Below are 22,650 nucleotides of genomic sequence, written 5' to 3'. Positions count from 1 at the left end.
TTACGGCATTAGCACATACGCACGTAAGTACGTGATGCTATGGGCTTTTCAAATTTATATCAACTTATCGAATCTCATGCAAGAGCGATACGCACAACGCGGTGTTTCTGCCTCAAAAGAGGACATCCATAATGCAATCAAGCGTTTGGATAAAGGCTTATTTCCTAAAGCATTCTGCAAAATCGTTCCTGATATTCTAACAGGCGATCCAAATTACTGTGCCATTATGCATGCCGATGGTGCGGGTACAAAATCTTCTTTAGCTTACCTATATTGGAAAGAAACAGGTGATATATCTGTTTGGAAAGGTATTGCTCAAGATGCAATTATTATGAATACTGATGATTTACTTTGTGTTGGAGCAACAGGAAGTACTCTCTTATCGTCGACAATTGGACGTAACAAAAACCTTATACCAGGTGAAGTTATTTCAGAATTGATTAACGGTACAGAAGAGGTTCTTCAAATGCTAAGAGACAATGGTTTCGATATTCATAGTACAGGTGGTGAAACAGCAGATGTTGGAGATTTAGTTCGTACAGTTATTGTAGATAGTACTGTAACTACACGAATGCGTCGTGACGAGGTAATTGACAATAGCAACATCAAAGGCGGTGATGTTATTGTAGGATTAGCGTCTTACGGTCAAGCAACTTACGAAAGTGAATACAATGGTGGAATGGGTAGTAATGGATTAACTTCTGCCCGTCATGATGTATTTTCTAAATATCTTGCTGATAAATATCCTGAAAGTTTTGACCCACAAGTTCCTAACGAGCTTATTTATTCGGGCAATCAAAAACTTACAGATGCTATTGCTGATTTAGCTTTAGATGCAGGTAAATTAGTATTATCTCCAACAAGAACGTATGCTCCTATTATCAAAAAGGTATTAGATGCATTAAGACCAGAAATTCATGGTATGGTACATTGTAGCGGTGGTGCACAAACTAAAGTGCTTCATTTTGTTGACAATGTTCATGTTATAAAAGACAATTTATTCCCTATCCCTCCATTGTTTGATATGATTCATAAAAACAGTGGTACAGATTGGAAAGAAATGTATAAAGTCTTTAATATGGGCCATAGAATGGAAATCTATGTCGACCCTAAACACGCTCAAGAGATTATTGACATTTCGAAATCATTCAATGTCGATGCTCAAATTGTTGGCCGTGTTGAACATAAAGAAGGTGGTAAATCTTTAGATATCCACTCTCCTTACGGTACTTACTCTTATTAATTAGAAGTACTTAATAATAAAAACGAGGCGTAGTAGTTTAATCTATTACGCCTCGTTTTTGTTTATACCTAATTATTATAATCTAAAGAATACTAGTTCTTTGTCTATCTTTTTTAAATCCCCAAGGACAATGTTTACATTGATTCTTACAGCAATATCCTCGTTTTTCGTGATAAGCTTTTGTAAAAACATACAAGCCATTCTCTATATAATAATCTTCTCCTTCTTTTAGTGGTTGCTGTTTTCCCATTTGTATCTTTTTAAAGTTTTGGTATACAAAAATACAAACTCAACATAATTATCTCATTTTATTATTCTATAATTTCATTAAAGTATTTGTGGTTTTTTAAAGTCTACGTTTTCTGCTAAAAGAAATACCATCAGTTAACTCAAACCAAAATTGCTATTCAATATTTTTTAGTAAATTATCTAATCGCAAATTTTTAACTACCATAAGACACTTTTCACATGTTAGCCGGTCATTTCTCTACAGCGTTAATTGCACATAACAAAAGTTATCCCAAAGGAACTTTCCTCTACTTTTTGATCGGTTCTCAGCTTCAAGATCTATTATGGTTCCTTTTACATTATTTAAATGTTGAAACTACAGAACCAACAGATGTCTTTAATGTAACCCTTCACAATATGACTGCTAATATGCTGTTTAGTCATGATCTCCTACCTCAAATGTTTTGGTTAATCTTAGTTTTTGCTTTTGGTAGACTCTTTTTTAAAAGTACTAGAATTGGATTAATAGGAAGTGCAATAGTTGCAGGACATTTTATACTCGACTTTTTTTCTGGGTACCCTCACCATGTATTTGGAGAAGATTCTTCTAGTATTGGCTTAGGATTATATATATCAAATGTTTATTCTGCAATAGCCATTGAGGCTGTTTTCTGTATAACTGTTCTATGGTATTTTTTCATGCAAGAAATTAAGGAAGGTATACACAGGACCATTACCAATAAAATTGCAATAATTGGGTTATTCATATTTGGTATTGCTTTTATGGCAACAATTGCAACTACTTCTTTTAGAGATTGGTTTTCTATCCCTGATTTTAATTTAGCCTTTAATTCTAATATCCCTACTTTAATAATTACCTATTTCGGAATGATTTTCTACCTCAATTACTTTGTTAGAAAAACAGATAACACCAAATAAGTAATCCGCTTTTTCCTACTAAATTAAATTCGTTTAAAAAAACGTTTGTAATTATTATCAAACACTACTAATTTTATAGGGATAAATAATAAAGGATGTATCTATCTAATCAACTTTATATCCTACTACTAAACTTCATTACAAATCAAAATACTCAATATGAAAATAACAGGCTTATCAATTTTAGCTCTCCTTTTTGTTTTAATAGGATGTAATAACAATCAAAAAAAGGAGCTTTCTAAGCAAACAAAAAAGCCAAATATCTTAATCATTTTAGCAGATGATATGGGGTATGGAGATATTGGTGCTTTTGGTAGTGAAATCCAAACACCTAACATAGATAAACTGGCAAATGAAGGTATTCAATTCACAAATTTCCATGTTGGTGCAGCATGTTCTCCAACAAGAACAATGCTAATGACTGGAGTTGACAACCATAGAGCAGGCCTTGGTAATATGACAGAAATTCAAGCAGACAATCAATTTGGAAAGCCAGGTTATGAAGGTTACTTAAATGATGATGTAGTTTCTGTTGCAACAAGGATGCAAGATGGAGGGTATCATACCTACATGGTAGGAAAATGGCATTTAGGCCATTCAGAAACTACTATTCCACATGCTAAAGGTTTTGAACGTTCATTTGCATTAATGGAAAGTGGTGCTGATAATTGGGTTGAACAACCCTACATTCCAATGTATAAAGCAGTTCATTATTACGAAGATAAAAAGCAAGTTAGCCTTCCTACAGAAAATTATTTTTCATCAAATTATTACACAGATAAAATGATGAAATATATTGGTGAGTCTAAGAAAGATGACAAACCATTTTACGCTTACCTTTCTTACCAAGCAGTTCATTACCCACACCAAGCTCCAAAAGAATATATCGATAAATACAATGGTGTTTATGATGAAGGTTGGGAAAAGCTTAGAGAAAACCGTTTAGCTAAACAGAAAGAACTTGGTATTGTATCTAAAGATGTGATTTTAAACACAGACAATGCAGCTACAACAGAGCCAGATTGGAAAATTCAGGATTGGAGTAAACTATCAGATGAGCAGAAAAAATTCAATGCTCGTAAAATGCAAGCTTATTCTGGAATGGTAGACAATATGGATGTCAATATTGGCCGATTAATAAGTTACCTAAAAGAAATTGGCGAATATGATAATACTTTAATTGTATTTCTTTCTGATAATGGTGCAGATCCAAATCAATTAACAACAAAACCCGGGTTTGATAAATGGTATAAAGCAAACTATGAATACACTTTTATAGAAGACTATAAAGGCGACTATTCAAAAATGGGCTTAAAAGGTTCTTATGCAGATTATGGACCAGGATGGGCTGCAGCAGCTAACACTCCCAATAGCTACTATAAAACGTTTTCTACAGAAGGTGGAATACGTGTTCCTTTTGTTGCTTGGTACCCTAAAGTATTAGAGCAAGGTAAAATGGTTAATAATTTTGCCTTTGTTAAAGATCTTGTACCAACTATGTTAGAAGTTGCAGGTATAGAAGATACTGGAAACTCTTATAATGGAAAAGAGATTTACCCAATCACCGGAAAAAGTATGTGGAGTTTTCTGACTGGAAAAGCTAAAGCTTTACATAATGATGATGAAATTATTGGCTATGAATTAGCAGGAAGTAGTGCCGTATTCCAAGGTAAATATAAACTATCTATCAACCCTAAAACAAAAGGTACAGGTAAATGGGAATTATATGATATCGTTAGTGATCCTTCTGAAATGCATAATTTAGCGAGTAAGAAGCCTAAACTTGTAGCAAAGTTAAAAGCTGGGTATAGTAAATATGAAAAAGATAATGGTGTAGTTCCCGTTCCTGCAGATTATGATGTACTTAAGCAGTTAATCAAAAATGCAGAGAGAGGCGTAGCCCATTAATATGAAGTAATTTTTTAGATACTTTTTTTGAGAATTCACTTCAAAAAGTAACATTAAATAGTAATTAGATTAGCCCGTTAAAAATCAACTTGATGGTACTAATTTGATTACTATTTTTTTATTCAATATCTCCTTTCTAAAAAATATAATGTAAAACAAAAAGACCCTGCCGTTAAGCAAGGTCTTTAATAATATTTCTTCTTAATTGAAGTCGAGATGTAAGATCCGATTCTAGTATCCAGAAGGAAGACAGAAACGAATGTGTTGTGCTTCTACGCTACTAATTGATGCAACTGACTGAAGTTCCTGAGATCTTCTTGCCAACGCTTCTTCTTCACGTAACTCGTCTACTACTGGAGCAACAAATCTGTCCATTACCGCACTTACTAGTTGAAGGTAAGTTGGGCTTGTAGCATATCCACCTTTCGTAATCGCTGTAATTTGTTTATTTGGATCTAATGTCTCAAATAATCCATTTTTACGATAAGTATGGAAACTAGTTAGCACTTTGCAATAGTCTTCTACTGCTTGTTCTAAAGATGTATAAACTCTATATCTTCTGTATCGTTGTTCTCCGATATCGTAGACTAATTTACTTCTTGTAGTACTAGTAGAAGCGATGTTGAAAATTCTGAAATCTTTTCTCAGTTTCCAACCTTGCTCTGCTATTGCTTGTGATATAGCCACTTTTGTATTGATACCGTATTTTCTACAAATTGGATCGAAGGATTTGTACAAAGTACGAATGTAATCTTCTCTCTTTATTGTATCCGTATCTTTTACACTTGCAATTGAAGTATTTGAAGATGCATTCGCAATTTCAAAGCTTCCTACACTTGCAACAAAAATGGTTAATATGAGCAAAAACTTTTTCATTAAAAGTTTGTTATGTCAAAAATTCAAGTGTCCGTCTGACGCTTGTGCTGATTATCAGCTATTTAATTAAGGATTACCGCAGAATTAAATTATTGGATGCAAATATAACATACACAAGTAATAAAACAATGCTTTATAAACGATTATTTACAATTGGGTTATTTTGATTTTTTATACATAAAATTGTATTATTTTAATATAATTGATTGAAATAGGTTATTAATAGTACTTTATTTAGTAATCATATGATATATAGTAGACCATTTAATCGGGCAAATGGGCAAAAAATTTCTTTTTTTTTGATAAATTTGGGTAGGATTTAAGAGGAAATAGTAAAAATTCTACCGTTCGAAGTATAGTATTCACAATTAACTGTCACATTATCACCTCATTTATAAAGAGGCTATATTTGTTGTTATTTTTTTGATAAAGTGCTTTTTTTTGACAATATTCAGAACTATTACAGAACCCTCCTGCAATTTTCAAATTCTGTAAAACAGCTTTCGGTTTTTACCGACAGACATATATATATCAATGAGAAATAATACGACTGGTTTTAAAGACGAACTATTGCAACAAAAAAGTTGGTTACCCGTGGGTATCATAGGTTTAATTATCGTTGGTACTGTTGCTGCTTATGCTGCTTTTTCTGGCTCTGACGGGACTAAGCAACAAAGAATGCGTATTAATGAACTTGAAAAGAAAAATGCTCAAGTAGAAGCAGAGAGTGGTGCTTACTTATCTAAAATTAAACACCAAAATGATCGTATTCTTGATTTAAAAGATGATCTTCTCCGTTTAGAAAAACGTTTAAATGAAAGAGAAGCTGAACTTACTACTCACGATCAGAAATTAGACATGAAACAGGGTTCTATTCGTTCTCTAGAAAATCGTATATCAGATCTAAAAGATGATAAGTTTAGATTGCAAAGAAATATTGATGAGAACAACCGTGTAATTCAAGAAATGAGTCAGCGTTCGAAAGAGCAAAATGAATTAATTAAGGCAAATCAACAACAGTTTTCTGAAGCTCAAGAGCAATTAGAACGCACACAAACAAAACACCTTCAATCACTTAAAGATCAAAAACTTGCAGAGCAATCAGAAGTATCTGTACAAGAAGCTTTAAGAAATCAGAAAGAATTATACAGTAAGTTGATGCAAGAATTAGGCACTACAAGAAGTGAATTAAATGCTGTTCGATTAACTGCAAACGACAAAGACTTACAACTGCAACTAGTTCAACAAAAAGAATTACAAACGCAGCAATTGCAATACAAAGAAAAAGAATTGCAAACTCAAGCAAATACAGACCTCTATAAGATTATTTCGGTAACTAGTATTGTTCTAGTTATTGCACTAATAATTTTTGTTGTTTTTGCTTTACAGAGGAACGGTACCGATTTAATGGTATTCAACAAATCCCAAGAGAGAGATTAATTTATTAAACCTAAACAATAAACTATCATGTATCATTTAATTGCCGATAGTGGATCTAGTAAGACCGATTGGACTTTAATTGATATTGAAGCTAAAGAAATTATTTATTCCTTTACTTCCGAAGGTTATAACCCTTTCTTTTGGAATCAGACTGATCTAATTGAAGCATTCCAGAAAGACGAAAAACAGATAACAACTATCTGCTCTTCATCAGCTATTTCTAATTTGTATTTTTATGGTGCAGGTTGCGGTACTAAAGAACAACAATTCTATTTAAAATCTTTATTAAAAAAAGTTTTCTCCACTGCAAAAGTTAGTGTAAAAGGAGATTTACTAGGGGCTGCAAGAAGCTTATTGGGAAAAGAAAATGGTATAGCAGGCATTTTAGGCACAGGTGCTAATTCTTGTTTATACAGAAATAATAAAATTATAGACCAGCCAGTTTCTTTAGGTTATTTATTAAGCGATTTTGGAAGTGGTGCAACAATTGGTTTAGAATTTCTGAAGTTATTACTTACCAACCAACTCTCTATTATTACTACCAATAACTTTATAGATCAGTTTAATCTAAGTACAGAAGATATTTTACAAAAACTATATAAAGAAGAAGCTCCTAATAAATTTTGTGCTTCATTCGCACCATTTATCAATAAACATGTAAACATTGATGATGTCATTTTTGAAATGGTCACTCTACAATTTCAAAAATATATAGAATACTATATTCTTCCTTTAAAACATAACAAGCATACTAATATAGAGCTTACAGGTTCTATTGCATTTCATTTTGCACCAATTATTAAAGGTGTATTTAGCAAGAACAATTTATCTATAAATAAAATCACCGCCACTCCTTCTGCTGGTTTAATAGAGTTTCATTTAAAGTAGTGAAAGAGAGGATTTGCTTGTATCTTCACATTATCAAAAAATCTAACGTTTAGATTACTTTTTATGCAAATCAGACTTTTATTCCTATTATTTTTTAGCGTTGTAGCTAGTATAGGATACTCTCAAGAGAACCGCGAATTTAGAGCCGTTTGGATAGCAACGGTCAATAATATTGATTTCCCATCTTCAAGTAGTGCTTCTATGCAAGCACAAAGAGAAGATTATGTTCGTTATTTAGATAAAATATCGAGTATAGGGTTCAATACCGTAATTGTACAAGTTAGACCTGTTGCAGATACTTTTTACCCTTCGGCCTATGAGCCTTGGAGTAAATTTCTTACTGGAGAACAAGGTAAAAGCCCTAACCCTTACTTTAATCCGTTATCATTTATGATTGAAGAGGCACACAAAAGAAATCTAGATTTCCATGCATGGTTTAACCCCTACCGTGTTACAATGAATGCAGACACAACTGCATTAACATCAGATCATCCTTTTTACACAAATAGAGATTGGTTTGTAAAATATGGAAATAAATATTATTACAATCCAGGTCATCCAAAAGGTAGAGATTTTGTAATTGATGCAATTATGGACGTAGCAAGACATTATGATATCGATGCCGTACATTTTGATGATTACTTCTACCCTTACCCGATTGCAGGCCAAGATTTTCCAGATCAAGAAACATTTGATTTATACGCCGACTCCACTCAATTTTTAACCATTGAAGATTGGCGACGAAGCAATGTAGATTACTTTGTTAAAACATTTTCGGAAAGACTTCATAAAGAAAGACCCGATGTTCAGTTTGGCATTAGTCCGTTTGGTGTTTGGAGAAATAAGGAAGTTGACCCGAAAGGATCTGCAACCAGAGCAGGTATTACCAATTATGATGATTTGTATGCAGATGTTGTAAAATGGATGGCTAATAAATGGTTAGACTATGTTATACCTCAAGTTTATTGGCACAGAGAACTAGGAGCTGCACCTTATGAAGAAGTTGTTATGTGGTGGAACAACAATAGTTTTGGTACTAATTTATACATTGGACAAGCGCTCTACAAGTTAGGAGAAAAATGGATGGACCCTAATGAAATTTCTGCACAAATTGATATCAATAGAAAATATAACAATGTAAAAGGTAATGCATTTTTTAGTGCTAAATATCTTTTCTCTAACCCATTGAATGTAGTCGAAAGTATTCAAGAGAAATATAACACATTTGTTTTACCACCTTCTAGCTTCCGTATGGAACAGGATACACCAAATAAAGTTCGAATTACTAATGCAGAAGGAAATATATATTCAGGAGTTTCTTTATCTTGGGAAGATAAAAACACCAACTCAGACATTAGAAAATATGTTATCTACCGATATGAAACCACAGATATTGGTTCTTTAAAAGGACAATTTATACTTGATATGGTCAATAAACAACCGTATCAAAAACAAGAGTTTACAGACCTAACTATAAAAAAGGGAGTTACCTATACTTATATAGTTACAGCTTTAGATGCCAATAAAAATGAGAGCTCGCGCAGTAATGCAATCATGCTAAAAGCAGGAGGGCTCTTCTCTAAGAAAGTAAAAATCATTCATTAATAAAGAATTATAGGAATGCAAAAAGATAGAAATCCATGGACATGGCTTCCGTCATTATATTTTGTAGAAGGCTTACCTTATACTATTGTTATGACTGTTGCCGTAATAATGTACAAGAACCTAGGACTAAACAATATAGAAATTGCCCTTTATACATCTTGGCTCTATTTACCTTGGGTAATTAAACCATTTTGGAGTCCGATTGTAGATGTTCTTCAAACTAAAAAATGGTGGATTTCTACCATGCAAATTATTATTGGAGGTGCATTTGCCGCAGTTGCACTTACGCTTCCTATGGATAATTTCTTTCGGTACTCTCTTGCAGCTCTTTGGATTGTAGCTTTCACTTCTGCTACAAATGATATTGCTACAGATGGCTTTTACATGATAGGCTTAAGAGATGATCAACAAGCCTTTTTTGTAGGAATACGAAGCACTTTCTATAGATTAGCCATGTGGGCTGGCCAAGGAGGTATTGTCTTTCTAACAGGTCACTTTTACAAGCAATATGGAGACTATAAAACTATTTGGGCTACTACCTTTATGGCACTTGGAGTTACAATGGTTGGCTTTGGTATTTTACATAAACTTATTCTTCCTAATAAAGAAGTAGTAAGACCTAAAAAAGATCAGGAAAAAGGGTTGAAAGAAGTCGGTATCATCTTTAGTCAGATGTGTATAATCTTACTTGGCGGTTGGTTATTTAATGAGTTTACTGGTTATAAAACATCGTGGACTTATTTAATAATAGGTATAGCTGTAGGAGTATTTATGCTATTTGATTTAAAGAAAAAAATCAAGAAAGATCCTGAAAAAATGAACTCTCCTATTCTTTCATTTTTTAATAAAAAAGATTTATTTAATGTGATAGGCTTTATCTTACTTTATAGATTAGGAGAAGCTCAATTAGTTAAAATAGCTACTCCATTTTTATTAGATGATAGAACAATTGGTGGTTTAGGATTAAGTAATGATGATCTAGGCTTACTATACGGTACCATTGGACTTGCTTGTTTAGTAGTGGGTGGAATACTTGGAGGAATGGCTATTTATAAGAAAGGATTAAAATTTTGGTTAGTTCCGATGTTATTATCCATCAACCTACCAAATATCGGTTATATGTTACTTGCTTATTTTCAACCAGAAAGTTTGATTTATACAGGTATTGTAATTGCTATTGAACAATTTTTCTATGGATTTGGCTTCACTGCTTTAATGATGTATATGTTGTATGTTTCTCAAGGAGAAAATAAGACTGCACATTATGCTGTTTGCACTGGTTTTATGGCATTAGGAATGATGTTACCTGGTATGATAAGTGGCTATTTTCAAGAATTTTTAGGGTATTCTAATTTCTTTATTCTTGTAGTATTCTCTGGTATACCTGCCATCTTAATGGGATTCAATTTAAAGATTGATCAAAAATTTGGACTTAAAGATTAGCTAATAATATAGGTCTCATTTTATAAAAAAGAAAAGCAACGTTTCTAAACCACAAGGGTAAGAAACGTTGCTTTTTTGTCAGTAAGTAATTATAAATTAGGGTATAGAATCAAAATATCTTTTATACGAATGGAATTATTTTTTCCCATTCTTTTTTCCTCCTTTTTTACCACCTTTAGCACCTACTCCAACAAATCCATAGGTATCAAAAGCCTCTTTTAAATCTACAGATTCTGTTGTTCCATCTGCTAAAGTGATTGAAACAATATAATCACAGCTACCATCGCCATAATCTACAGTCATAGTTTCGCCATCTTTAGTCATTACTTCTTTACCAGATAACGGAGCAAACATTGGTTTACCCTCTCCACATTTTGGATCGTATGATAAAGGCTCTGTAATTTGTGTAGTAAAGCTTTCGCCTTCTAAAGAACTTGTTACAGTTAAAGAACCTGTAACAGTTTTTACACCATCCATCATTTCTTCATCAATACTTCTTTCAATACGTTCTGTATATGCTTCAGTAGAATCTGTTGCTGGAAAAGAAACTGTTAAATCTACTGTTTTAAGTAAATCAGACGATACAGGTTTGGGTCCTTTCTTACCTTTTTCCTCCGTAGCCTCAACGCTATCATCAAAAACAAGAGTACCTGCAATAGATGTAGTACCATTTACAACTTTACCATTTTCAGAAAAATCTACAAAAGTAGTAGAATGACTTACTGAAGTATCTGTTTTTTCATGAACTTCAGTAACTACACCAGAGACTGTTTCTCCATCTTTGCTTTCACAAGCTCCATTACTGAAATCAATAACCATTGTTTTTGTATCATCCACCGTAGTTTCTGTTATATCTGCACAATCCATATAGTGTCTTACATGGAATCTCTTTCCTGTTTCTCCTTTTCCTTTTTTCTCTTTTTCTCCTCCTGGGCCACCTTGTCCATCATCCAATGTTCTAGCATTTGAAGAAGATGTCACAGAATATCCTCTTTCAGCTGCATCGGAAGTAACATTATCAGTGTAATCTTTTACTTCAAAATTGGATGATACTACCGCGAATTCACCAGCTACCTCAGCTAAACCAGTTGCCTGAGAACCCGTTAATTCGTCAGTTGTACAAGATGTTACCACAGAAATTGACAATATGCCAAGAGCAATACTTTTAAGTTTAATAGTCATAATGAATAAATGATTTTTTGGATAATAATTAATTTGATATTTGATTAAAACACTGTTTATAGGTTTCAATTCAGTAAAGTAGATAGGTTGATATTTGTACTCATTTAAATTTATTTATTTTTGATTTTCATTGAAAAAATCATTCTATAGCTCTTAAAATCAATGATATCCAAGTTCTTTTAAGAGATAACCTTACACAGACCACTACTATATATAGTGTGGTATAATTTTAGGGGTATGTTTTTGTTATAATTATAAATGTACCTTCATACTATTTTTTGACACTTAAAGCTACCTTTCTATTTTTTTTTGAAAGGAGGTTAGAAATTCACTTTTGCTCAACAACCTAGATGGAACAAGATCTTCACTATTGGAAATCTTTAAGAGAAGATGACGATGCTTCTGCTCTTAAATATTTCTATAATCAATACATTAAACTTTTATATAAATATGGATATCATTTTTGCCAAGACGCTAACATGGTCGAAGACTGTGTACAAGACTTATTTTTAAGACTTTGGGAAAAAAGGAGTGGTTTAGGAGATACCAATAATGTGAAACTCTATTTAATGGTCGCTCTAAAACGAAGTATTTACGAAAAAGTAAAAAAAGGTGCTAAAACATCAAATACTGGCGATGATGTTATAGAAACTTTTGATACAGGCTTTACAATGGAAGAGTCTATTATTACATCAGAAACAGAACAAATAAATAAAGAAAAGTTACTTCAAACACTAGAACACCTTTCTGGAAGGCAAAAAGAGGTTATTTACTTACGCTTCTATAATGGCTTTTCTCCAGAAGAAGTAAGCGAAGTAATGAATATTAGTAATCAGTCTGTGAGAAATTTACAGGCTTCAGCTCTGAAAAAAATGCGAAATAATATGGGTGATAGTCTCATATTAATTGTAATCGGTAAAATAATAGTAAATTTTTTGAATTTTCTATAGTACAAACATCCTTTCTGTGCCTTTACTGATTACAACCTATTGATAAAAATAATGTCAACACTAACCAAATATGTCGAAGACCCTAATTTCTGTGCATGGGCCCTCGGCGATACATCTCTTGATAGTTATTGGGAGAAGTATCTTATTGAAAATAAAGATGAAAAAGAAAATATTGATTCTGCTAAAACTTTCGTGCAAAAAGTTGAGGTAAAAGAACCAAATTTTTCTGCTCAAAGAGAGAATGACCTTTGGGCCAAGATCGAAAGTAATGTTGTTACACCTCCAAAAGAAGTTAAATTAACTACGAATTGGTGGAGGTATGGAGCAGCTGTTATTGTTTTGGGTCTTGTGATCGCTTTTTACTACAGAAACTTTGTGCCAAGCCACCATACTGAGGTTGCTGATAGAGGAATTACGAAAAATGTTGTATTACCTGATGGTTCTACAGTAGATCTTAATTCTGATAGTAAAATCTCTTACAGTAGGCAAAAATGGGGTGAAGGACGTTACCTTGATTTACAAGGTGAAGCTTTTTTTAATGTCGAAAAAGGTAATATTTTTCAGGTATCTACGGAACTTGGGTCTGTTACTGTATTAGGAACTAGTTTTAACATCTACGCTCGTGATAAGAAATGGATTATAAGCTGTTATACAGGTAAAGTATTAGTTGCTGATAGAAATGGAAAAGAAATTATTCTTTCTAAAGGTGATGAGGCTGAATATGTGAACAATGGCTTTGTACATGTAGATCATTACAACCAAGAACCTACTTGGAAAAAGGGTGTTTTTAATTACGAAAATGCCAGTTTAGAAAAGGTTTTTGAAGAGATACAAAGACAATTTGATGTTCGCGTTATTTACAAAAATCCTTCTATTGGCAATATGAAGTTTACAGGTACTATAACTACCTCGTCTTTAAAAACTTCTTTAGAGGTAATAGCAAAAACAATGGGCGTTAATTATAAAATAAATAACAAAGAGGTTGAAGTATCTTTATAAGAAAATACTCTTTCTCTCTTCTCTGTTTTTATTTATAATTACAGTAAATGCTTCAGCACAAGAAGAGTTCTTTTCTGCAGAATACAAGCAGAAACCTCTTCGTGATGCCCTAAAAGAAATAGAAACTACTTTTAAAGTTTATCTTTCGTTTAGTGATAATGCTATAAAAAATAAAACTGTATCTGCTTCTATTTCAAATGCTACACTTGATAAGACGCTTGTTCAAGTATTAGCAGGAACCTCATTAAGTTATGAAATTCTTGAAGAGCAATTTATTGTAATCAAGAAGCCAGTATTTATCAAAAAGACAATACAAGGCACCATAATAGATGATGAGGATGAACCCCTGCCGTATGCAACAATCTTAGCATCTCCATCAAACTTCTATGCCGTTTCTAAAGAAGATGGTTCTTTTCAAATTAAGCTAACAACAGAAGATACTATTACATTTCAGTTTTTAGGATATCAACATATAAAAATGCCTGTAAAAGACATTAATACTGATAATCCTATTGAAGTCAAACTACAACGTGATAGCCAAAAACTTCCAGAATTAGTTTATGAGCAACAATTAAATAATGTTACTTCTTTAATTGATGCACAAAGCAAAGGTAAAAATGTAAAAAATTCAGGGATTGGAAATCTTCCAATGTCTAGTCAAACTGATGTTTATTATGCATTACGTTTGTTACCTGGAGTTAGTACAACTGGTTTATCTTCTGCTTTAGAAGTTAGAGGTGGAGAATCTGACCAGAACCTTACTTTAATTGATAATTACCCAATGTACCAACTAGACCATTATTTTGGTTTAGAAAGTGTGATCAACCCAGATGTAACATCAAGTGCTACTTTATATGCAGGTGGCTATGATTGTTTATATGGAGCAAGGGTCTCTAGCATCTTAGATATTGGATTAAAAGATCCTCCTTTGTACCATACAGAAGGGAATGTTGGTGTTAGTTTACTTGGTTATAAAGGTTATCTTTCTACCCCTATCATTAAAGGGAAATTAGCTGTTTATGGTACTTATAGACAGTACCATGGTGCAATAGAAAAATACTTATACGATAGAGCCGAGGTAAATGGTACTGTAGATCAAAACTCTCCTGTAGAAAGTAAAGGTGATGTAAATATCATCTCTCAAAATATTACACCAGATATAGAATACCACGATGCTAATGCTAAGGTGGTCTACCAAATCAATACAACAAACCAAATTTCTGCTAGTTATTTAAACTCTCAGGATAATTACTCATCATCATATCAATTAGTTCCTACTAAAAAAGGACCTAATGGACGCGTTCCGCCCCCACTTACAAATTCAGATGACCGTTCTTGGACTAATAATGCTTTTGCTTTAAACTGGAATGGTCAGTTTGCTAAATGGAATTCACATGTTTATGCCACTTTCTCAGAAAATATTAGAAACCGTCATAAGATTTCTCATGTAAGAGATAGTGCAACGGTTATTAAACGACCAAGAAAGCTTGTTACGATATCTAACCAAAAATTTAGAGATATTAGTGTTCATTCAGACCAACAAATTTTCCTAAATCATGGTAGACTTGATGTTGGTACTGTATACACTAATTATTATGTGGTGAAAGAACTTATTCCTACATCTTTCTTTTCTAATGAGATTGATAGCCTTACTAAATCAAATACTTTAGGTGTTTACGGACAATTTAATTTCCTTTTAGGAAAGCTTGCACTTACAGCAGGAAGTAGAGTTTGGTATTATCAACCTTCTAACAAAGCTTATATCGCTCCTCGAATTCAAGGAACTTATAATCTAGATAGTGATCAAAATTATAGTTTAAAGTTTTCAATGGGCAGATATTATCAATTTATAAGAGAATTATCTGATGAATTGACTTACGATGCTTATTGGATTATTTCTGATGGCGAAGGCATACCTATTATTACGTCTAATCATTTCATTGGTGGGGGAACGGCCAAATTTGGTAAACACAGTATAGATATTGAAGGGTATTATAAACAAAGTACAGGCGAAATGTCTGATCTTATCTATAGAAACCCTGTTTTTTACCATAAGTATATTGGCAATGGGAAATCTTACGGTATTGATGTTATTTATGAATTTAACACCAAAAGGTTCTATAATTATATTAGCTATGGGTATAATAACTACTTGAAGGAATATACTCAACAAGAAACCGAGAAAAAAAGAACGCATATTTTACAGCTTGCTAGTATGTACAAAAGGAAACGCTGGAAAGTTGGTATAACATGGGTTTTAAAAGATACTGAATACTCATTCAATAATCTGATTCCTGAAAGTAGAGGTCCTAACATTGAAAACAATTCTATCGAACCTTACGAGATACCTCTTTACCATAGATTAGATTTTTCTTCTGAATATAATTTTAGAATAGGAAAAAGAATGAAAGGTGAAGTAGTATTGACAATCTATGATTTATACAATCAGAAAAATACAGAAGAAAGACAAGTTACAGAGGTTGGACCAAACGAATCTAATGCTTACGATTATATATTAACTGATGTGTCTCAACTAGGTATTCTTCCTAACGTATCTTTTAACCTAATTTTTTAAAAGGATTTTAGCACAAAATCACTTTTCATTACTTTTTTATTTAAAAAATTTAACATTAATATTCTAATAATTTGAATAAATATTAGAACATAGTATTTTTGCTAATAAGAATTGACAACTGTGTATGTATTAATATGTGACAAGAACTACCTCAAAATATCAAATAGTCAATTCTTGGAAAAACACATTTAAAAGATGGTGTTTTTTTACTACTTATAAAGCAATAATTATTAAATGATGATGAAAGACCAAAGTTATCTCTATCCAGAAAATTCACCTCAAGCAAACATTAACAGAAAAAAAACGACGTTAATGGAACAAGGTTGGAATGAATCAGTGGACATCTATGTCGGAAGACTAAAAAAAATGCTAGTAGACAGTCAGAAGTACATTGATAAACTTCATAAAACTGTATATGACAAGAATCACAAACTAAATGATATGCAAAATCATATCTATTTTCTTGAAGATGAACTGTATGCTTTAAACGACAGTTTACCAAAAGAAGAAGAACAGCAACCTCAAGAAGAACTAACTTTCTAGAGAATGTTTTAAAAAAAGGATCTTACAATGTAACTTAGCATTGTAAGATTTTTTTTATTCCATCGAATTCGTAATCACACCGCCAACCCTTTCAATTTTTTATACAATCAATAACACTATAAATAAACGGGAGCCTTACTTAGATTACGATATTTAAACCATAACTAAATAATGAAAAAACGATTATTACTTTTAATCGGGTTAATGTGCCTATCATTTGCAAATACCTTTGCACAGACTAAAGAAATCAGTTTAGAAAACATCTGGGCAGAATATAAATTCTATCCCAAGTCGGTAAATGCCGTACGTTGGATGAAAGCTGGTCAGTTTTATACAAAGCTGAACTCAAATAAAATTATTAAGAACGATGTTACAACTGGTAAAGAAGTTGAAACAATCTTAGACGGCTCTACTCTTTCTCCTCAGGTTTCTATTGGAGATTATGTATTTTCTGCTGATGAAAAACAAGTATTATTAATGACTGAGAAGGAATCTATTTACCGTAGATCTTTTAAAGCAGAATATTATGTTTATGATTTTATATCTAAGAAACTCTCTAAGCTTTCTGAAAATGGCAAACAATCTTATGCTACTTTTTCTCCTGATGGTAAGAAGGTTGCTTTTGCTAGAGAAAACAATATGTTTGTTGTAGACTTATCTTCTATGGAAGAAACTCAACTAACTACAGACGGAAAGTTTAATCACATTATTAATGGTAGTGCTGATTGGGTGTATGAAGAAGAATTCTCTATGGCGAAAGCTTTTTTCTGGGCTCCTGATAGTAAGAAAATTGCTTATCAAACTTTTAATGAGACTGAAGTACCAGAATACAATATGCAGATATGGGGTAACCTTTATCCTCAAGATTACAAATTTAAATACCCTAAAGCAGGTGAGAAAAATTCTGTAGTTTCTGTATCAATTATTGATCTTGAAAATAACAACACACACAAATCTGTTGATATAGGTAACGAAACGGACATTTATATTCCAAGAGTACAATGGACTGCTGATGCAGCTGTATTATCTATTATTAGAATGAACCGTCTTCAGAATAAATTAGAAATTCTACATGCTAATGCTACAAGTGGTGAGAGCAAAGTGGTACTTTCTGAACAAAATAAGACGTATGTAGATATGGATTATTGTGATGACCTTACTTATTTAAAAGATGGTAAGCACTTTATTTATACTTCTGAAGTGAGTGGATACAAACACATCTACTTATATACTGTTGAAGGTAAAATGGTACGCCAAATAACAAATGGCGAATGGGAAGTGAGCGAATTAGTTGGTATTAACGAAGCAAGTAAGAAAGCTGTTATTTACTATATTTCTAATGAGGTTGCTTCTTTAGATAGAGATTTCTATGCTATTGATATTTATGGTAAAAAGAAAACTCGCTTATCAACTAAAAATGGTCAGACTCATGTAAATATGAGTAATGATTTCAGTTATTATATTAGTAAACACAGTAGTTCTGAAGAAGTAGCAACAACGTCATTGTATAAAACAAAGAAAAATCAGTTGATTAAAGTTTTAGAAGACAATGCTGCTTTTAAAGAGTTAATTGCTGAATATGGATTTGTTGGAAAAGAACACTTCACATTTACTACGGAAGATGACATTGAGTTATATGGGTATATGCTAAAACCAGCAAATTTTGATGCTGCTAAGAAATACCCTGTATTAATGTTTCAGTACAGTGGTCCGGGATCTAATCAAGTTGCAAATTCTTGGGGTGGCGGAAACTTTGCATGGCATCAAATGTTAACTCAAAAAGGATACATTGTTTGTGTTGTTGATGGTAGAGGAACTGGTTCTAGAGGTAAAGAATTTAAACATTCTACATATGCTCAATTAGGAAAATTAGAAGCTCTTGATCAAATTCAGACTGCAAAATGGTTAGGAAAACAAAACTATGTTGATGCCGGAAGAATTGGTATTTGGGGATGGAGTTTTGGTGGTTACATGACCTCTTTATGTATGTTTACTGGTGCTGATTACTTTAAAATGGGTATAGCTGTAGCTCCTGTAACTACTTGGAGATATTACGATTCTATATATACTGAGCGTTATTTAAAAACTCCTCAAGATAACCCTACAGGATATGATGACAATTCTCCTATACATCATACAGATAAATTGAAAGGGAAGTTCTTATTAATTCATGGTACTGGAGATGATAATGTTCATGTTCAGAATGCTATAGACTTATCGAATGCGTTAATCAAATCTGGTAAACAATTTAATGAATTCTTCTACCCTAACCGTAATCATGGTATCTACGGAGGGAATACTAGACTTCATTTATATGTTCAAATGACAAATTTTGTGATGGATAATTTATAAGTCTATCATTTTTAAAATAACAAAAGCCTTGTATTTCAATTACTGAATTACAAGGCTTTTTTGATGCGATTATTAAAATCACTCTCAGAATTTATACTAGAGAATGGGAAATATTTTGATGTTATTTCCCATTCTTATATTTATTATTAACTAGCACTCACATCTACATAATCTCCACCTAAAGCAAGGTATAGATTAATACGTTGAGAAATTTTTTGATACTTTAAATTCAACTGATTTGTTCCTTCATTTAACAATTGAAGCTGTTTTTGAAGTAACGTAAACATGTTCTCGTTACCAATTTTATATTGTAACTCAGACAACTCGTATGTACGTTCTAAGTTTTGTAAAGCAATTGATGATTGCTCAAAGCGACCTTCAACTGCATCAATTCCATTTAAGCTTGTCTCTACTTCACTTAAAGCATTTAAATACGATTTTGCATAATATAAAACAGCTTGTTTCTGATTTTCATCTTGAATTGCAATATTTGCCTTAATTGCACCCCAACTAAAAATTGGTGTTGTAAGGCTTGCTCCTAAAGAGAAAATTGGATTCGATAAATGCATCATTCCTTGTAAAGTAGAGTTAACCCCTCCAAAAGAAGAATTGATACTTACTTTTGGCCAACGTGCGGCTTTGGCTACTTCTTTATTATAAAAAGCTTGTTGTACTGAGTACTGGCTAATCATAATCTCAGGACGATTTTCTAACATACTCATTGGTAAGTTTTCTGGCACTTCCATTTCTATTTCTGGTAATGCTGCAGCTACTTCAATTTCTCCTTTAGGGTATCTACCTACAAGAAGTTCAATGGAACGTTTTGTATCTTTTTCAACTTGTTCAAGTTCAACTAATTTTTCTCTAAACTTAGCCTCTTGAGCATTCATTTGTAAAACATCAGATTCTTTAGCTGCTCCAATAGCAAAACGAGCTTCGTTTAAAGATGTCATCTTTTCAGTAGCTTCGATTGCTTGGTTTACTAAATCTTTTTGCTGCTTTATAAACACTGCAGTGTACCAAGCTTTAGCAATTGATGCTGCCAATACTTGTTCTAATTTCTGCTGTGCATATTCTGCAGAATAAATCATCGTTTCTGTACCTTTTTTAGCATAACGAAGCTTACCCCATAAATCTGCTTCCCACGACATATTTACCATTCCATAACCTGGAGCTGCACCTTGAGTAGGGAAATTATAGCCTGCAGTACCTCCTGCACCAATAATTGGTAACAATCGAGATTTAGCTATTTTCAAACCTTTATTTGCCTGTTCTATTCTAGAAGCTGCAATATTAATATCTGCATTATACTTGTATCCTTCAGCAATGATTGAGTCTATTTCAGCGGTTTCCCATTCTTTTGCCCAAGAAAGATCTACTTGTGCAGAATCCATTTCCTGAAATACCCAATCATTAGGTATTTTCATATTTTCTAATGCAGTATTGTCTTCTTTAATTTTATCTGACGTTGGTGCATCTTTCAGTTTGATACATCCACTAAAAGCTAAAGTAGCTCCAAGTGTCAATGCTAATTTGGTTAATAACTTCATGAGATAATCGATTGATATATTAGTGAGCTTTTAAAATCAGATAGTTCACCTTAGCAGAAAGTCTAATCATAACTTTACGAATGATATAGAAAGGCTCTAAAGTTGATGTATAAACCGCTACAGAACCATTAGCTCCCATTGGAATATGTGCATCTTCATTTGTAGTGAATTTCACTAAATACTTTCCTCTTTTCTGTAAGTCTTGATCAACTTGAGGTACTTTACCACTTGGTAATAACTGACCTCTACTCGATGCCCAAACTACTGATTCTACTTTTGCTGGTATAATTTCTCCAGGACGAGTTACGAATGTCAAATCAACCTCATTACCCTCTTGGATTTTGTGTAATTCATTCTGATCAAAAGATGCCATTATATTCTGACGTCCTTCTACTAATGTCATTAAGTCTGTTAATGGCAGTGCCATTGCTCCAGGTCTTAACTGTAAATTGACAACCATTGCATCTAAAGGTGCTTTAACAATGGTTTGTTCTAAATCCCATTCTGCTTTCTCTAGTTTAGCAACTAACTCTGCAACAGAAACTTGTTTACCGTTATATTCTGCACGAATATTTGCTAAAATAGAAGCCTCTTGTGCTTTAATTTGTGCCAATTGTGCATCTAATTGTTTCACATTATTTTCTGCCTGCTCTAAATCAAATCGGTTTCCTGCACCAGCATCTACCAATTCTTGAAACTGACTTTCACGTGTTCTAGCTAAATCTAATTGTGCTTCAATTGCTCTTCTAGATGCTTGTAATGCTTCTACATTTTTATATTGAACGCTTACTGCAGCTTCTGCTTTTTTGATTGAAGCTTTTAAACCTGAAATCTGAGCTAAAAATGGTTCTTGTTCTATTACAAAAAGAGTATCTCCTTTGTTTACTCTAGAGTTTTCTTGTACTAGTACATCTTGTACTCTACCTCTTACATTGGCTTTTATCTGAACGGTTTTGTTATAAACACGAACATCATCCGAAGAAGGCATAAATATGTTCATTGCTAGAATTAAACCTGTTATTCCAACAACTGGGATAATAAATACAATTAGCTTAGATGTAGTATTCCATGCTAACAATTTAAATTTTATAAATACTAGCCAAACAATTAGGCAATAAACGATTAATATTAAATCTACCATGATTATTAATGAATATATTGTATAGTAATTTTATTAGTATGTAGTAGAATGAGTTGTTTTTATGCTACCTCTGTTTCTTTTATTTCCTTCTGGATTTCATCATCAGAATCATCTGCATTTACACCAAATTCTTTAATATCTGTAACGTGAACTTGATGTGGATTAGAATATGCCCAGATTAATGCAACTGGCCATAACATACCTCCCATAATTAAAGACAACAAACACATAATATGAATAGAATCAGCTTGAGGATGATTTCTCTTTTTAGCAATTTCTTCTGGAATAACATGAATCTTCCAGAATACAATAGCACCAACTACAGGTACTACACAAATTACTACCCATGACATAATATCAGCTATTGTATTTACCTTGTCAGGACTTACCATTGCGAAAGCATTTGTAGGTAGTATCATCAAAGCATACATTAAAAACATAAAGGAGAACGATATTTTCTTTTTCATTTCAGATTTAGTTAAAACTTGTCCAACTCAAAAGAGTAGTATATTAAATTTTAGAAAGAATTTCGTTTCAAAACAGGTAGTTTTCTTGTTCATGTATTAACAAAAACTATTGATATGTTCTTTTAAACATGAGCTCTACCAATTTTTAAAATTACTAAATCAATCAACTGTTTTTCTGATGATTAATAATCTATAATTCAAATATAGTTTATCATCTAACAAATAAATTATTTGAAAATACATTATTAATTATGCAATTGTTCACTTATATTTTATTCACAGATAGTTAAACTTGTTATTGATTTATGTCATTAAAACAGC

Annotated in this window: 18 protein-coding genes; 12 read left to right on the top strand and 6 right to left on the bottom strand. The window is 32.5% G+C overall.

The features are described 5' to 3' along the window. Positions 1-76: 76 nt before the first annotated feature. Entirely contained in the window at positions 77-1,243 is a 1,167-nt protein-coding gene (locus EI427_RS20455; protein ID WP_126618242.1) for an AIR synthase related protein, read from the top strand. 82 nt (positions 1,244-1,325) lie between these two features. Here the strand turns inward: EI427_RS20455 and EI427_RS26110 are convergent, their stop codons facing one another. Further along, on the bottom strand, positions 1,326-1,493 hold the full coding sequence (locus tag EI427_RS26110) for a DUF5522 domain-containing protein (protein WP_170178557.1): 168 nt from the start codon (positions 1,491-1,493) through the stop codon (positions 1,326-1,328). A gap of 218 nt (positions 1,494-1,711) precedes the next feature. Here EI427_RS26110 and EI427_RS20450 point away from each other — a divergent pair, with 218 nt between their 5' ends. Together EI427_RS20450 and EI427_RS20445 are read left to right on the top strand one after the other, a co-directional pair. Beyond that, positions 1,712-2,410, top strand: coding sequence for a hypothetical protein (locus EI427_RS20450; protein WP_126618240.1), 699 nt, complete (start codon positions 1,712-1,714; stop codon positions 2,408-2,410). Between the two features lie 159 nt (positions 2,411-2,569). Continuing rightward, positions 2,570-4,318, top strand: a complete 1,749-nt coding sequence (locus tag EI427_RS20445) for an arylsulfatase (protein WP_126618237.1) — start codon at positions 2,570-2,572, stop codon at positions 4,316-4,318. Between the two features lie 231 nt (positions 4,319-4,549). Here the strand turns inward: EI427_RS20445 and EI427_RS20440 are convergent, their stop codons facing one another. Continuing rightward, on the bottom strand, positions 4,550-5,194 hold the full coding sequence (locus EI427_RS20440) for a glucosaminidase domain-containing protein (RefSeq protein WP_126618235.1): 645 nt from the start codon (positions 5,192-5,194) through the stop codon (positions 4,550-4,552). 534 nt (positions 5,195-5,728) lie between these two features. Between EI427_RS20440 and EI427_RS20435 the strand changes: the two genes are divergently transcribed. The 4 genes from EI427_RS20435 (at position 5,729) to EI427_RS20420 (ending at position 10,570) form a co-directional block, all read left to right on the top strand. Next, positions 5,729-6,634 carry a hypothetical protein gene (locus EI427_RS20435; RefSeq protein ID WP_126618233.1) on the top strand — a complete coding sequence of 302 codons (906 nt, stop codon included), beginning with the start codon at positions 5,729-5,731 and terminating at the stop codon, positions 6,632-6,634. 27 nt (positions 6,635-6,661) lie between these two features. After that, positions 6,662-7,522, top strand: a complete 861-nt coding sequence (locus EI427_RS20430; RefSeq protein ID WP_126618231.1) for a hypothetical protein — start codon at positions 6,662-6,664, stop codon at positions 7,520-7,522. 63 nt (positions 7,523-7,585) lie between these two features. Further along, entirely contained in the window at positions 7,586-9,127 is a 1,542-nt protein-coding gene (locus EI427_RS20425) for a glycoside hydrolase family 10 protein (RefSeq protein ID WP_126618229.1), read from the top strand. Positions 9,128-9,142: 15 nt separating this feature from the next. Further along, on the top strand, positions 9,143-10,570 hold the full coding sequence (locus tag EI427_RS20420) for an MFS transporter (RefSeq protein WP_126618227.1): 1,428 nt from the start codon (positions 9,143-9,145) through the stop codon (positions 10,568-10,570). A gap of 135 nt (positions 10,571-10,705) precedes the next feature. Here the strand turns inward: EI427_RS20420 and EI427_RS20415 are convergent, their stop codons facing one another. Continuing rightward, positions 10,706-11,752, bottom strand: a complete 1,047-nt coding sequence (locus tag EI427_RS20415; RefSeq protein ID WP_126618225.1) for a hypothetical protein — start codon at positions 11,750-11,752, stop codon at positions 10,706-10,708. Between the two features lie 350 nt (positions 11,753-12,102). On the opposite strand from EI427_RS20415, the gene EI427_RS20410 reads away from it, so the two are divergent. The 5 genes from EI427_RS20410 (at position 12,103) to EI427_RS20390 (ending at position 19,171) form a co-directional block, all read left to right on the top strand. Then, the gene (locus EI427_RS20410) at positions 12,103-12,702 is read left to right on the top strand and encodes an RNA polymerase sigma factor (RefSeq protein ID WP_126618222.1); all 600 of its coding nucleotides are present in this window, start codon (positions 12,103-12,105) and stop codon (positions 12,700-12,702) included. 51 nt (positions 12,703-12,753) lie between these two features. Continuing rightward, a complete protein-coding gene (locus EI427_RS20405) occupies positions 12,754-13,701 on the top strand; it encodes a FecR family protein (protein ID WP_126618220.1) in 948 nt (315 codons plus the stop codon). After that, entirely contained in the window at positions 13,685-16,276 is a 2,592-nt protein-coding gene (locus tag EI427_RS20400; RefSeq protein WP_126618218.1) for a carboxypeptidase-like regulatory domain-containing protein, read from the top strand. The genes EI427_RS20405 and EI427_RS20400 overlap by 17 nt, the downstream gene beginning before the upstream one ends. 234 nt (positions 16,277-16,510) lie before the next feature. Then, positions 16,511-16,819, top strand: coding sequence for a hypothetical protein (locus EI427_RS20395; protein ID WP_126618216.1), 309 nt, complete (start codon positions 16,511-16,513; stop codon positions 16,817-16,819). Positions 16,820-16,990: 171 nt separating this feature from the next. After that, positions 16,991-19,171: a S9 family peptidase gene (locus tag EI427_RS20390; protein WP_126618214.1), complete on the top strand. Its 2,181-nt coding sequence runs from the start codon at positions 16,991-16,993 to the stop codon at positions 19,169-19,171. Between the two features lie 146 nt (positions 19,172-19,317). On the opposite strand, the gene EI427_RS20385 is transcribed toward EI427_RS20390, so the two are convergent. The 3 genes from EI427_RS20385 to EI427_RS20375 are packed head-to-tail and all read right to left on the bottom strand — an operon-like array spanning position 19,318 to position 22,329. Further along, positions 19,318-20,721, bottom strand: a complete 1,404-nt coding sequence (locus EI427_RS20385; protein ID WP_126618212.1) for a TolC family protein — start codon at positions 20,719-20,721, stop codon at positions 19,318-19,320. Positions 20,722-20,740: 19 nt separating this feature from the next. After that, on the bottom strand, positions 20,741-21,862 hold the full coding sequence (locus EI427_RS20380) for an HlyD family secretion protein (protein ID WP_126618210.1): 1,122 nt from the start codon (positions 21,860-21,862) through the stop codon (positions 20,741-20,743). A gap of 59 nt (positions 21,863-21,921) precedes the next feature. Next, the gene (locus EI427_RS20375; protein WP_126618209.1) at positions 21,922-22,329 is read right to left on the bottom strand and encodes a DUF3302 domain-containing protein; all 408 of its coding nucleotides are present in this window, start codon (positions 22,327-22,329) and stop codon (positions 21,922-21,924) included. Positions 22,330-22,650 lie beyond the last annotated feature (321 nt).

Source organism: Flammeovirga pectinis, assembly GCF_003970675.1.
In the GTDB taxonomy this organism is placed as follows: Bacteria; Bacteroidota; Bacteroidia; order Cytophagales; family Flammeovirgaceae; genus Flammeovirga; species Flammeovirga pectinis.
The sequence above is the reverse complement of the archived record's forward strand: the minus strand, read 5'-3'. Positions and strand labels throughout refer to the sequence as shown.